The sequence below is a fragment of the Streptomyces sp. A2-16 genome (genome assembly GCF_018128905.1).
Classification (GTDB): Bacteria; Actinomycetota; Actinomycetes; order Streptomycetales; family Streptomycetaceae; genus Streptomyces.
Genome location: NZ_CP063808.1, coordinates 7,151,890 through 7,164,869, shown reverse-complemented (window position 1 = coordinate 7,164,869; position 12,980 = coordinate 7,151,890). Strand labels below are relative to the sequence as shown.

Below are 12,980 nucleotides of genomic sequence, written 5' to 3'. Positions count from 1 at the left end.
TGTTGAACGTAAGTAACCTGGATGAACGGAAGGTGAACTGAGGCGGGCCGCACGGTGACCGTAATCTACGGCTATTGCCGTGCCGAAGCCCGCAGCCACCGCGCGTCCCGTGTGTCACACGGCTACGCCCCGCCGGCGAACCTCTTCAGCTGCCTCGCCGACCCGTTGAAGAGATTCTGGTCACCCGGCAGGCTGCCGCTGTTGTCGTACTGCCAGAGCGTCCAGTACGACCATCCGGCGGGCAGCGCTCCCGCGTCCGCGGAGTTGTAGCGGGCCACCCACAGCGCGTGATCGGCGGCGAAGGCGCCGCTGCCGCCCGTGCAGGCGTTCCACCAGTGGGCGGTCGTGTAGATCACCGGACGCCGCCCGGTCAGCCGCCGCACCTCGTCGCTGAACGACCTGATCCAGTCGACCAGCTTCGCCTTGGACATGCTGTAGCACTTGTGCTTCTTGTCGTACGGGTTGTATTCGATGTCGAGCGCGGGCGGCAGCGTCCAGCCGTCCGCGGACCAGGCGCCGCCGTTGCGCACGAAGTACGCGGCCTGCGCCTTGCCCGACGACTTGTCGGGCAGCGCGAAGTGGTACGCCCCGCGGATGATGCCCGCCTCGCGCGCCCCGTTGTACTGCTGCCCGAAGTGCGGATTGCGGTAGGCGGTCGACTCGGTCGCCTTGACGTAGACGAAGCTGGCGCCCTTGGCCCTGGCCTTCCGCCAGTCGACGTTCTTCTGGTGCGAAGAGACGTCGTGCCCCTTGGGCAGACTCGCCGCCGAGGCGGGCGCCCCGGCGAGCGCCACACCTCCCACGGTGAGCGCGGCCACGGACACGGCCAGGGCGCGGGTTCGGTGACGGGCAGGCTTGCGATCACGGGCCATGTGTCCCCCCGGAATGGCGTCGCGCAGAACAAAGCCCAGAGATTACTGGAAGATCATCGAATTGCGGGCGATCTCCGGCCAAACCGCATGAGAGGGGCGCGTATACGCAAATGCGCCCTTGCGGAACCCCCGCTCGCGCCCCTGAAGCGTCCCGCCCGGGCGCTCCGGCTGGCAGGATCGCAGCATGGCTGAGGAACCGCGGGACGTACGGGCTGCCGGGGACGGCGCACAGGACGCGTTCGAGGCGTGGGGGAGAGGTGTACGCGCCGAAGAGGCTGACGCCTGGGGCGAGTTGGTCGACACGGCCCGCCGCACGGTCACCGAACGACTGGTCGTCGGCACGTCCGGCAATGTCTCGGTGCGCGTCGGGGACACGGTCCTGGTCACCCCGTCCGGCGTCCCCTACGACCGCCTCACCCCGGACGACGTGACAGGCGTCGACCTGGACGGCCGCCAGGTCCTCGGCACGCTGCTCCCCACCAGCGAACTCCCCATGCACCTGGCGGTCTACCGCAGCACCGACGCCCTCGCCGTCGTCCACACCCACGCCGTGCACGCCACCGCCGTCTCCACGCTGGTGCCCGAACTCCCGGCGATCCACTACATGACGGCCGCACTCGGCGGCCCCGTCCGGGTCGCCCCCTACGCCACCTACGGCACCGACGAGTTGGCCGAGAACATGCTCCACGCCCTCGCCGACCGCTCCGCCTGCCTCCTCCAGAACCACGGCACGATCGCCTACGGCAACACCCTCGCCCAGGCCTACGACCGCACAGCCCAACTCGAATGGATGTGCCACCTCTGGCTGACCGCCCGATCCCTGCCCGACCTGACCCCCCACCTCCTGACCGAGGAACAGCTCGCGGCGGCGGGGGCGCAGCTGCGGGGGTATGGCCAGCGCGGCTGAGGGGTGCCGGGTCAGGTGGTCGGGCGGCTGTCGGAAGGTGGGGGCTGGTCGCGCAGTTCCCCGCGCCCCTGGGAGTTGCAGTGACCCGGCGCCACGACGGGCCGTTCGCCGGATCGTGCGGCACGACGGGCCGCAAGCCGCCGACGGCGCGAAGGGGACGGGGTGGGGGGTGTCCGCCCGCAGCGGCCGGCGTCCGTTACCGAGCCCTGCTCGATCGGCAGCAACCGCCGGACCGAGGACGGATACCCCCCACTCCGGCCCCGACCCCCAACGCACCCGCACGCGCTACACAAGCCCCCACCGAACCGAAACAGGCCGCCGCAGGCATCGCAGGACCGCGGAGAACCCACAGAAGGCCCCCGCCCACTGGCAGTCCCCCGCCTCCCCCAGGACACTGAACATCGTGCGCACTGTCACCGCGACGGCCGCTGCCGTCACCGCAGCCCTGGCGGCCGGCGCAGCCGGAATCGTCGCCGGAAGGATCGCCAGCGACGCCGGACTGAAGCCGCCCCCGGGCCGCCCGCTGCCCGGCGAACCCCGGCTCACCGTCCACTCCACCGCCGCCGGCCGCATCACCCTCACCCGCGACCTCGCCACCCTCCGCCCCGGCACCTACGGCCTCGTCGGCCACGCCTCCCACGCCGTCGTCGGCGCCGTCCTCACCGCCGAACCGCACTCCGCCGACACCGTCGTCCGCCGCCTCGAACGCGTCACCCGGGGCACCCTCGCCCAGGGCGACAAGGTCCAGCTCACCCCGGCCCTCCACGTCGGCGACCCGAAGTCCGCCCTCGGCCTCGACCACACCGACGTCGACATCCCCGGAGAACTCGGCACCCTCCCCGCGTGGTTCGTCCCCGGCACACGGGACACCTGGGTCATCGCGGTCCACGGCCTCGGCACGACCCGCGAACACGCCCTGAACCTCATGGAGTTCCTGCACCGCCACCGCTTCCCGGTCCTCGCCCCCGCCCACCGCGGCGACGCCGGCGCCCCCCGCCCGGCGGACGGCCTGAACCACTTCGGCGAGACCGAGTGGCGCGACCTGGACGCGGCGATGCGCCACGCCGTCGACCACGGCGCCCGCCAACTCGTCCTGCTCGGCTGGTCCACCGGCGCCACGATGGCCCTGCGCGCCGCCGCCCGTTCGGAACTGCGCGACCGCGTCAAGGGGCTCGTCCTGGACTCCCCGGTGCTCAGCTGGGAGCTGACCCTGCGCGCCCTCGCCGCGGCCCGCCGCACCCCCGGCGTCCTCCTCCCGCTCGCGGTGCGCGCGGCACAGGGCCGCACCGGCCTGCCCAGCGACCACTCCGGCCTGTACGCCGACCGCACCGTCCCGTACGACGACCACGAGGACCGCACCGACGACATGGGCCCCGACCGGCCCCCGCCGCCGACCCTGGTCCTCCACGGTCCGGACGACACGATCGCCCCCTGGGAGCTCTCCCGCCGTCTCGCCGCCGGCCACCCCGACCGGATCACCCTCCACACGGTCCGTCAGGCCCCCCACGCGGCGATGTGGAACGCCGACCCGAGCGCCTACGAAGAGGCACTGCGCCGTTTCCTCACCCCCCTGATGTGACCTGCGGGCGCCCCGGTCCCACAGGTTCCGTTTAAGCCCGTACTACTGGCCTGATCTCGGTGTATGCCGCCCGGCGCGGCCCCGGCGCCGACCCCCGCCGACGGCCGCGGCGGCATTCCGTTTGGGTTTTCGGACCGTCAACCGGAAGACTGCACCCGTGACGTCCCGTATCCCGCGCGACTCCAGGCTTCGACTCGTCCGCCCGCGACCCCTGGCCGCCGCACCCTCAGCCGTGAACCAACGGCGCCCGCGCCGCCCCGCGCCCCGCCCGCCGGAGGGCACACCGGCCCCCGCGGAACTGGCCAGAATGGCGCGCTCCGGTCTGGCCGACGCGGCCCGCGTCGCGCACTGGGCCGACAGCGCCCTGGGCCCCGGCAGGGACAGCGCGGGTTCCGACACGAACGGCACCCTCTCCGACGAGACAGCCGGGCGCGCGGCCGAGGATCTCGGCCTGACCGTGGCTCAGGTCCGCGGCGACTGGGACACCGCCCGTCTCGCCGGCCTCGTCGAGGTGCACGGCGACAGCGCCCGCCCGGGCTGGCGGCTGCGCGCCTGGGACCGCGACGACAGTGCCGTACTGCGCGGCTGGGTCGCCCTGTTCGACGCCTGGTCGCTCGCCGTCCCGGAGCCCGACGGCCGCGAGCCCGCCGCCGTCGCCGAGGTCGTCTCGGCCATGCCGCAGGTGCTCTCCTTCCTCCAGCTGTCGGCCGGGCCCGTCCCCGTCGAGCAGCTCCTGGACCTGTTGGAGCAGCGCGTCACCGAACTGCGCACCGAGCGCTGCGAGATCCCCTACGGCCCCCAGCCGGAGCCCGTGGAGGAACCTGCGGCGACGGATCCCCAGGACGCCCCGCTCGCCCCGCTCCTCGACTGGGCCCTGCGTGCCCTCGCCTCCGTCGGCGCCCTGACCTACGGCGACGGCCAGGCCACCCTCACCCCGCTCGGCAGCTGGGCGGTGTGGGTCAAGCTGGAGCAGATCTGCGTCGCCGCGCAGAGCCCGGCCGGCAACATCGAGGTCGCCGCCGAGGAGATGCTGCGCGGCTGCGCCCAGCTGCGCCCCAACGCGGCCCGCGCCGAGTACCGCGCCTGGCTCGCCGCCCGCCCCGTCGGCAGCGCCGTCACCGAGCTGCTCGGCGCCGCCCGCGGTGACGACGCCCTGCTGCGCGGCCTCGCCTTCGAGGCCCTGCGGGTGGTCGGCGCTCCCGCCGAACCCGATGTGCGCTCCGTGGCCGAGGAGCCCACCCTGCGGCCGTACGCCCTGCTGTGGCTGGCCGAGCACGACGGGATCGACCCGGAGGACGCCCACGAGGTCCTCACCCGACAGGAGGCCACCTGGTTGTGGGTGGACACCGCGGCCGCCGTCGCCGACCACGGCGAGGCCCCGATGCTGGTGCGGCACCTGGAGTCCGCCCTCCAGCCGACCGTCCCCCAACTCCTCGACGAGGTCCGGGCCGTGGGCCACCCCCGCACGGTGCAGGTCCTGGTCGCCCTCGCCGCCGCCCACCCCGACCCGGCCCTCGCCAAGGCCGTCCGCCGGGCCGCCTTCCAGGTCCACACCGGCGGCAGCTGACCCTCTCAGCCGGGAATCTCGGGGGCGTACGTCCCGAAGCTCCACACATGGCCCTCGGCGTCGCGGGCCATGTAGTCCCGGGAGCCGTAGTCCTGGTCCGTCGGGGGCATCAGGATCTCCGCGCCGTGCTCCACGGCGCGGCGGTGGTGTGCGTCGACGTCGTCCACGACGACGTACACCCCGGTCGGGCCCGCGTCCTTCATCACCTTGTCGTAGGCGCTGCCGGTGCCCTTCGAACCGAGCATCACCGCGCCGTTGCCCTGCACCAGCTCGGCGTGGGCCACCAGGCCGTCCTCGTTCTCGTACACCGCCAGTTCGGTGAAGCCGAAAGCCTCCGTGAGCTGCTTGACCGCCGCCTTCGCGTCGGCGTACAGCAGCGTCGGGTAGATGCTCGGACGGCCACCGCTGCGTCCCGTCATGCCGATCACTCCCTTGTGACCAAAAAGCCGGAAATCGACTCGGCAACCAGTCTTGCAGCGACCACTGACAACGGCTCCCGCACCGAGCGCCGGCCCCTCACCGGAACGTGTCGCACCGCTCCATGTCACCGCTCCGGTAGCCCTCCCGGAACCACTGCTGCCGCTGCTCGGACGACCCGTGCGTCCACGACTCCGGTGTCACCCGGCCCTGGAACCGCTCCTGGATCCGGTCGTCGCCCACGGCCGCCGCCGCGTCCAGGCCGTCGGTGATGTCCGCGTCCGTGAGACTCGTGATGAGCGGCCGCCCCGTCGACTCGTCCTTCGTCGTGGTCGCGTGCCGTGCCCACACCCCGGCGTAGCAGTCCGCCTGGAGCTCCACCCTCACCGCGTTGCTGTCCGCGCCGGTCCGCCCGTCCTGCGACCGGCCCAGCGTGCCCATCAGGTCCTGCACGTGGTGTCCGTACTCGTGCGCCACCACGTACGCCTGCGCGAACGGCCCGCCAGTGGCTCCGAACTTCGACCGCAGCTCGTCGAAGAAGCCGAGGTCGAGATAGACCTTCCGGTCGCCCGGGCAGTAGAACGGCCCGACCGCCGAGGTCGCGGAGCCGCACGCCGTGCCGACCCGCTCGCCGAAGAGGACCGTGCGGGAGGGGGTGTACGTGGCACCGCGCCGCTCGAACTCCTGGTCCCAGTAGTCCTGCACGCTGTTGATCACCGCCACCGTCCGGCAGTCGTCGCGCGTGTTGGCGTCCTGCCCGGTCCGGCAGCTGCGCTCGACCTCGGCGAGACCGGAGGCCGTGGCCGCGGGCTGGCCGCCGTCGTCGGTGAGGCCGAGCTGGTCCGGGCCGACACCCAGGAAAAGGCCGAGAAGCAGCACGACCAGTGCGCCGATGCCACCGCCGACGGTCGCCTTCCCGCCCGGGATGCGGCTGCCGCGCACGTCCTGCACCTCGGAGGTGTCCAACCTGGCGTCGTCGTCGAACTGCATGCGGACACCGCCCTCTGCGCGCTCCGGCCCCCGCAGGGCATCCTCGCCCGGCGGCCCCTTCCCTGCCCCGGACACGCACCCGAACGAGGGACGGCGACGGGACCGACCGGATACCCGGAGGGAGACCAACCGAACACCCGAACCCAGAAAAAGTGCTTGCACGCCCCCGTTAGACTTGGCCCATGGCCATTCTCCTCGCGCATTAGACGGCGGGAACGTCCTCAGCCGCCCATCCGTCAATCCCGAATCCGCCCTGGAGTCTGTCCGTGATCTCCGCCTCCGGTATCGAGCTGCGCGCCGGCGCCCGAGTCCTCATCGAGTCCGCCACCTTCCGGGTCGCCAAGGGCGACCGCATCGGCCTGGTGGGTCGCAACGGCGCGGGGAAGACCACCCTCACCAAGTGCCTGGCAGGCGAGGGCATCCCCGCCGCCGGTCAGATCAGCCGCTCCGGCGAGGTCGGCTACCTGCCCCAGGACCCCCGCACCGGCGACCTCGACGTGCTCGCCCGCGACCGCATCCTGTCCGCGCGCGGCCTCGACATCCTGCTGAAGAAGATGCGCGACAACGAACAGCGCATCGCCAACGGCCAGGGCGCCACGCGCGAGAAGGCCCTCAGGCAGTACGAGCGCCAGGAGACGGAGTTCCTCACCAAGGGCGGGTACGCCGCCGAGGCCGAGGCCGCCACCATCGCCGCCGCGCTGAACCTCCCCGACCGGGTGCTGGGCCAGCCCCTGCACACCCTCTCCGGTGGTCAGCGCCGCCGTATCGAACTGGCCCGGATCCTGTTCTCGGACGCCGACACCCTGCTCCTCGACGAGCCGACCAACCACCTCGACGCCGACTCGATCATCTGGCTGCGGGACTACCTGAAGACCTATCGCGGCGGCTTCATCGTGATCTCCCACGACGTCGACCTGGTCGAGACGGTCGTCAACAAGGTGTTCTACCTGGACGCCAACCGCGCCCAGATCGACGTCTACAACATGGGCTGGAAGCTCTACCAGCAGCAGCGCGAGGCCGACGAGAAGCGCCGCAAGCGCGAGCGGCAGAACGCCGAGAAGAAGGCCGCGGCCCTGCACTCGCAGGCCGACAAGATGCGCGCCAAGGCCACCAAGACGGTCGCCGCGCAGAACATGGCCAAGCGCGCCGACCGGCTGCTCGCCGGGCTCGACGCGGTGCGTCAGCAGGACAAGGTCGCCAAGCTGCGCTTCCCCGAGCCCGCGCCCTGCGGCAAGACCCCGCTGATGGCGGAGGGCCTGTCCAAGTCGTACGGCTCGCTGGAGATCTTCACCGACGTCGACCTGGCCATCGACAAGGGCTCCCGCGTGGTCATCCTGGGCCTCAACGGCGCGGGCAAGACGACCCTGCTGCGCCTGCTCGCCGGCGCCGAGCAGCCGGACACCGGCGCGGTCGTGCCCGGTCACGGCCTCAAGCTCGGTTACTACGCCCAGGAGCACGAAACCCTCGACCCGGAGCGCACGGTCCTGGAGAACATGCGCTCGGCCGCCCCCGACCTCGACCTCGTCGAGGTGCGCAAAACGCTCGGCTCCTTCCTGTTCTCCGGCGACGACGTCGACAAGCCGGCCGGTGTCCTGTCCGGCGGCGAGAAGACCCGTCTCGCGCTCGCCACCCTGGTCGTCTCCTCGGCGAACGTCCTGCTCCTCGACGAGCCCACCAACAACCTCGACCCGGCCAGCCGCGAGGAGATCCTCGGCGCGCTGCGCACCTACAAGGGCGCGGTCGTGCTGGTCACCCACGACGAGGGCGCCGTCGAGGCGCTCCAGCCGGAGCGGATCATCCTGCTGCCGGACGGTGTCGAGGACCTGTGGGGCGCCGACTACGCGGATCTCGTCGCCCTCGCCTGACGGTCCACGCCGCTTGATCGAATGCGTGATCAACGGCGTATGGATCATTCGGCCCACCGGTGATCCACCATCTGTGTGAGATCTCCTCGTACCGAGGTGTGTCCTACATCGATTTCACGGCCGAGCCCTTTATCGACAAGGGCTCGGCCGTCGTACGTCTCTGACCTGGCACTTCACAAAAGAACCCGTTCGGCGGTACGAACGCGCCTGGGTGGAATCACAGATTCCGTATGTGGGGACTCGCTCCTGTCGTCAAAACCATGTCTTACGGACCTTGCCGAATGGGTGGCCATGAACGCCCGGAGGGGTGATCATGAGAGGACCAGAGCGCACTTCCCATGAGGAGGCACGGGTGGCCGAGACTCTGAAGAAGGGCAGCCGGGTAACCGGCGCCGCGCGCGACAAGCTCGCGGCAGACCTGAAGAAGAAGTACGACTCCGGTGCGAGCATTCGGGCACTGGCCGAGGAAACCGGCCGCTCGTATGGCTTCGTGCACCGGATGCTCAGCGAATCGGGCGTCACGCTTCGTGGGCGTGGCGGAGCGACGCGGGGCAAGAAGGCCGCATCGTCCTGATCCGGGCGGCCCATCGGCTTCGATGGTGGCCACCCGGTCGGTCGGCTGACTGACCGGGTGGTTACTGTGCAGTCACTTAACTGTGCCGTCCTGCGGCACGGAGGATGACCGCACTCATCGGAGGCGCCCCATGGCGACGTCCGGCCAGGATGGCCAGGAACTCGTTCCCCTGCTCGACAAGGACGGCGTACGGCTCACCGTCGAGGACACCCTCGCCACGGTGACGCTGACCAACCCCGCCAAGCGCAACGCCCAGAGCCCCGCTCTGTGGCGCGCGCTCGCCGAGGCCGGCCGGCTGGTGCCGGGCTCCGTCCGGGTCGTAGTGCTGCGCGGCGAAGGCAAGTCCTTCTCCGCCGGGCTCGACCGGCAGATGTTCACGCCGGAGGGGATCGAGGGCGAGCCGTCGTTCATCGACCTCGCCCGCAGTGGTGACGCCGAACTCGACGCTGCCATCGCGGAGTTCCAGGAGGGCTTCACCTGGTGGCGGCGCAGTGACGTCGTGTCCATCGCCGCCGTGCAGGGGCATGCCATCGGGGCGGGCTTCCAGTTGGCCCTCGCCTGTGACCTGCGCGTCGTCGCCGACGACGTGCAGTTCGCCATGCGCGAGACGAGCCTGGGCCTGGTCCCCGACCTCACCGGCACCCACCCCCTGGTGGGCCTCGTCGGGTACGCCCGTGCGCTGGAGATCTGCGCCACTGGGCGCTTCGTCCTGGCCGAGGAGGCAGTGAGCACCGGCCTCGCCAACATCGCCGTACCCCTCGACCAGCTCGACGGCGCCGTCAATGACCTGGCCGCCGCACTCCTGTCCGCCCCCCGTGACGCGGTCGTCGAGACCAAGGCGCTGCTGCGCGGCGCCCAGGACCGCACCTACGACGAGCAGCGCGGCGCCGAGCGAGCGGCCCAGACCCGACGGCTCCGGGACCTCGCCGGAATCGGCGACTAGCGCCGTCCGGCGGAGCAGGCCGGTCGCGAGCCGCGGCACCTCATCGGTGCGGGCGTGCCGGCTCCCGCGACGGCCGGCCTCCGCCGGACGGGCCCTGGCTCGTCACGGCCGTCACCAGCACGGCCACCGTCGGACGATCCGGCAGCGCCGCTGTCACGGCGGCGCGGACGTCCCGGGCCACGTCGAGGGCCCGGCGGTCCGCGCCGACCGCCAGTTCGACGCGGACATGACGGCGCGGCAGTGAGCCGTCCTCGGTCTCGCGGTCCCCGATGTGCACCGGCCGCCCCAGCACACCGGTCAGTGGGCCCGCGCCGGGCACCGCCAGCGCGGCGACAGCCGCCAGGGTCTCGTCGCCCGGCCCCGCCTCCACGGGACGCGGCGGCTCGGACTGCCGTACCGGGGCAGGTGCCGCGTCCTCGTCCAGCAGGGCCGTCACCCGCAGGTCCACCTCGCCGAGTTCGAGGCCCAACGAACCGGCAGCCGCCCCGGCGAGGGCCGTGCGCAACCGCTCCGCCGTCACCGGCAGCGGCTGCCCGGGCGTGGCCTCGAACTCCGCCGCGAGCCGCAGCGGGCCGGGCGGCAGCGCACTCGGCGGCGGAGGTACGACGGGCTCGTGCGGGTCCTCCGGATGGACGAGTCCGATGCGCACCGTGCCCAGCCGTACGTCCCGCAGGTCCTGGGCGGCGGCCCGCAGCACCGCCCGGGCCGCCTCCTCCGAGATCCACGCGCCCTCGCGCGGCCCGCCAAGGGGCAGCAGTCTGCCCAGCCCCAGCTGATGCCGCACCGTCCGTGTCCACTGCTCCGCCGTCATTCCTCCAGCCTGCCGCATCTCCGGCGCGCGATCGCGTCAGCGCACTTACGGTGGTCGAAGCAGGACGACCGAAAGGGGTGACGGCGATGACCGACATGACGCAGAGCACCGAGGCGGAGCCGCAGGGGCAGCTGCGCAAGACCGTCAAACGCGGCGGCGGCGACCCGGCGACCCGTGGGCGCACCACCATCGCCGACGGTGTCGTGGAGAAGATCGCCGGACTCGCGGCACGGGACGTCCTCGGCGTCCACGCCATGGGCAGCGGCCTGAGCCGCACCTTCGGGGCCGTGCGGGACCGGGTGCCCGGCGGCTCGAAGTCTGTGACCCGCGGCGTCAAGGCCGAGGTCGGCGAGGTGCAGACCGCGCTCGACCTGGAGATCGTCGTCGACTACGGCGTCGCGATCGCCGACGTGGCCAAGGCCGTGCGGGAGAACGTGGTGGCCGCGGTGGAACGCATGACCGGCCTCGAGGTCGTCGAGGTCAACATCGCGGTGAGCGACGTGAAGCTGCCCGACGAGGAGGACGAGGAGCCGGAGCCCCGCATCCAGTAGCCACACCACCGCTTGAGGGATCTTTAGGGAGCGCACGATGAGCATGGCCGTGGTCGGCATGATCGCCGGCATGGCGCTGGGCTTCGCGGGGTATTTCGGCGGGTTCGGTGCCTTCCTGCTGGTGGCGGCGCTGGGCGCCATCGGCTTCGTCGCCGGCCGGTTCCTTGAGGGGGACCTGGAGTTCGGCGACTTCTTCCGCACTCGTGACGACCGGCGCGACAGGCGACGATGACGCCCGTGAGCAGCGAGTCCGGCGCGGCGGACGAACCGCGCGGACCCCAGACCTCGACCGCCGTACCGCCCGGTGACCGGGGCGCCACGCGGATCGCCGACCGGGTGGTCGCGAAGGTCGCCGGACAGGCGGCCCGCGAGGCGCTCGGAGCGCTCCCCGCCGAGGCCCAGCCGCCGTACGCCTCCGTCGTCGTCCACCACCAGGTGGCCCGTGTCCGCATGCACCTCGAACTCGACTACCCCACCGACATCGGCGCTCGTTGCCGAGAGGTGCGTCAGCATGTGGTCGAGCGGGTAGTCGCGTTGGTGGGCATGGAGGTGCCGGAGGTCGCCGTCCAGGTGGAACGGTTGCATCCGGCTGAGGCGCACGGCCTGGCACAGGGGAGGACGCGATGAGCGAGCCCCAGGGCTCCGAGGGCACCACACAACGGCTTCCGGTCATCGAGCGGGAGACGGAACACGAGCAGCGCGACCAGCCGGAGCCGGCTGCCGCGTACGGGCCACCACCCGTCCTGGAGGGCGGGACAGGCGGCACCGAACGCCGCTTCTGGTCGGCGCGCAGGATCCCGGCGGGCATCGTCGCGCTGCTGCTCCTGCTCGTCGCGGGCATCTTCCTGTACGACATCGCGGCCGTCCGGGCCGACCGGCCGGCCATGCACTGGCGCCGCGAGCTCTCCCGGCAGCTCGCCGAACGCCCCCTGGACGACACCTGGGTCCTGGTCGGCGCCGGTGTCGCCGCGGCCCTGGGCCTGTGGCTGATCCTCCTGGCCATCACACCGGGGCTGCGCAGCCTCCTCCCGATGCGCCGCACCCACCCCGACGTGCGCGCCGGTCTCCACCGGGACGCGGCGGCCATGGTGCTGCGCGACCGGGCCATGGAGGTGGCAGGCGTCCAGTCCGCACGCGTACGGATGAGCCGGAAGAAGGCCGACGTCCGCGCGGTCTCCCACTTCCGTGAACTGGACGACGTACGTGGCGACCTGGACGCGGCCCTTGCCGAGGCGGTCAGCGGACTGGGCCTGTCCCGTCCGCCCGCCCTGTCGGTGCACGTGACCCGCACGACCAGGAAGAAGGGCTGAGACCGATGCTCAGGACCGTCAACCGCCTGCTGCTCGGCCTGGTGGGCCTCGTCCTGCTCGTCGTGGGCGGCGCGGTGCTCGCCGTGGGCCTCGGCCTGAAGCCCCCGTCCTGGTGGATCCACGACGGCAGGCACGACGTCCTGCTCAGCGACGCCGAGCGCACCCGCTGGGACGGCGAGGGCTGGTGGTGGCCGACGGTCATCGCCGCCCTGGCACTCGTCGTGCTCCTGACCCTGTGGTGGCTGACCGCGGTACTGCGCAGGCGCCGGCTCACCGAGGTACGCGTCGACACGGGTGACGGTGAGGGCGCGCTGCTGAGGGGGCGGGCGCTGGAGGCCGTACTGGCAGGCGACGCGGGCCGGTTGGACGGCGTGCAGCGAGTCCAGGTGGGCCTGAAGGGCCGCCCGGACGCCCCCGAGACCCACGTGCGCCTCCACCTGGAACCGCACGCGGACCCGGGTACGGCCCTGAACACCCTGACGACAGAGGCGTTGGCCCACGCCCGCAGTTCAGCGGGGCTCGAGTCGCTGCCGGCCGAGGTCCGCATGACCGGCGTCAGGCACAAGGCGGAAAGGGTGAGTTGAGAAAGGCGGG

15 protein-coding genes are annotated in these 12,980 nt (G+C 72.2%); 11 read left to right on the top strand and 4 right to left on the bottom strand.

The window, feature by feature from the left end; all coding sequences use genetic code 11:
• Positions 1-122: 122 nt before the first annotated feature.
• A complete protein-coding gene (locus IOD14_RS32225) occupies positions 123-872 on the bottom strand; it encodes a lysozyme (protein WP_212672188.1) in 750 nt (249 codons plus the stop codon).
• A 184-nt stretch (positions 873-1,056) separates the two neighbouring features.
• Here IOD14_RS32225 and IOD14_RS32220 point away from each other — a divergent pair, with 184 nt between their 5' ends.
• From IOD14_RS32220 to IOD14_RS32210, 3 genes are all read left to right on the top strand, one after another.
• Positions 1,057-1,779, top strand: a complete 723-nt coding sequence (locus IOD14_RS32220; protein ID WP_123988323.1) for a class II aldolase/adducin family protein — start codon at positions 1,057-1,059, stop codon at positions 1,777-1,779.
• Between the two features lie 403 nt (positions 1,780-2,182).
• Positions 2,183-3,358, top strand: coding sequence for an alpha/beta hydrolase (locus tag IOD14_RS32215; protein WP_212672187.1), 1,176 nt, complete (start codon positions 2,183-2,185; stop codon positions 3,356-3,358).
• A 157-nt stretch (positions 3,359-3,515) separates the two neighbouring features.
• Entirely contained in the window at positions 3,516-4,925 is a 1,410-nt protein-coding gene (locus tag IOD14_RS32210) for a hypothetical protein (RefSeq protein WP_212672186.1), read from the top strand.
• A 5-nt stretch (positions 4,926-4,930) separates the two neighbouring features.
• Here IOD14_RS32210 and IOD14_RS32205 read toward each other — a convergent pair whose 3' ends face one another.
• Together IOD14_RS32205 and IOD14_RS32200 are read right to left on the bottom strand one after the other, a co-directional pair.
• Positions 4,931-5,344 carry a VOC family protein gene (locus IOD14_RS32205; RefSeq protein ID WP_123988320.1) on the bottom strand — a complete coding sequence of 138 codons (414 nt, stop codon included), beginning with the start codon at positions 5,342-5,344 and terminating at the stop codon, positions 4,931-4,933.
• A 97-nt stretch (positions 5,345-5,441) separates the two neighbouring features.
• Positions 5,442-6,332, bottom strand: a complete 891-nt coding sequence (locus tag IOD14_RS32200; protein WP_123988319.1) for a neutral zinc metallopeptidase — start codon at positions 6,330-6,332, stop codon at positions 5,442-5,444.
• A 266-nt stretch (positions 6,333-6,598) separates the two neighbouring features.
• Between IOD14_RS32200 and IOD14_RS32195 the strand changes: the two genes are divergently transcribed.
• The 3 genes from IOD14_RS32195 to IOD14_RS32185 all read left to right on the top strand — a co-directional run bounded on the left by IOD14_RS32195 (position 6,599) and on the right by IOD14_RS32185 (position 9,714).
• Complete coding sequence (locus tag IOD14_RS32195; RefSeq protein ID WP_212672185.1) at positions 6,599-8,197, top strand: ABC-F family ATP-binding cassette domain-containing protein; 1,599 nt, start codon at positions 6,599-6,601, stop codon at positions 8,195-8,197.
• 352 nt (positions 8,198-8,549) lie between these two features.
• Positions 8,550-8,771, top strand: coding sequence for a helix-turn-helix domain-containing protein (locus IOD14_RS32190; RefSeq protein WP_004002281.1), 222 nt, complete (start codon positions 8,550-8,552; stop codon positions 8,769-8,771).
• Between the two features lie 130 nt (positions 8,772-8,901).
• Positions 8,902-9,714, top strand: a complete 813-nt coding sequence (locus tag IOD14_RS32185; RefSeq protein WP_123988317.1) for an enoyl-CoA hydratase/isomerase family protein — start codon at positions 8,902-8,904, stop codon at positions 9,712-9,714.
• 40 nt (positions 9,715-9,754) lie between these two features.
• Here the strand turns inward: IOD14_RS32185 and IOD14_RS32180 are convergent, their stop codons facing one another.
• Entirely contained in the window at positions 9,755-10,525 is a 771-nt protein-coding gene (locus IOD14_RS32180) for a nucleopolyhedrovirus P10 family protein (protein ID WP_212672184.1), read from the bottom strand.
• Between the two features lie 86 nt (positions 10,526-10,611).
• On the opposite strand from IOD14_RS32180, the gene IOD14_RS32175 reads away from it, so the two are divergent.
• The 5 genes from IOD14_RS32175 to amaP are packed head-to-tail and all read left to right on the top strand — an operon-like array spanning position 10,612 to position 12,970.
• Positions 10,612-11,076, top strand: a complete 465-nt coding sequence (locus tag IOD14_RS32175; protein ID WP_123988315.1) for an Asp23/Gls24 family envelope stress response protein — start codon at positions 10,612-10,614, stop codon at positions 11,074-11,076.
• A gap of 37 nt (positions 11,077-11,113) precedes the next feature.
• The gene (locus IOD14_RS32170) at positions 11,114-11,308 is read left to right on the top strand and encodes a hypothetical protein (RefSeq protein WP_123988314.1); all 195 of its coding nucleotides are present in this window, start codon (positions 11,114-11,116) and stop codon (positions 11,306-11,308) included.
• The gene (locus tag IOD14_RS32165; RefSeq protein WP_174269089.1) at positions 11,305-11,703 is read left to right on the top strand and encodes an Asp23/Gls24 family envelope stress response protein; all 399 of its coding nucleotides are present in this window, start codon (positions 11,305-11,307) and stop codon (positions 11,701-11,703) included. The genes IOD14_RS32170 and IOD14_RS32165 overlap by 4 nt, the downstream gene beginning before the upstream one ends.
• Positions 11,700-12,386 carry a DUF6286 domain-containing protein gene (locus tag IOD14_RS32160; RefSeq protein ID WP_212672183.1) on the top strand — a complete coding sequence of 229 codons (687 nt, stop codon included), beginning with the start codon at positions 11,700-11,702 and terminating at the stop codon, positions 12,384-12,386. Before IOD14_RS32165 ends, IOD14_RS32160 begins: the two co-directional genes overlap by 4 nt.
• Before the next feature lie 5 nt (positions 12,387-12,391).
• Positions 12,392-12,970, top strand: a complete 579-nt coding sequence (amaP, locus tag IOD14_RS32155; protein WP_123988311.1) for an alkaline shock response membrane anchor protein AmaP — start codon at positions 12,392-12,394, stop codon at positions 12,968-12,970.
• Positions 12,971-12,980 lie beyond the last annotated feature (10 nt).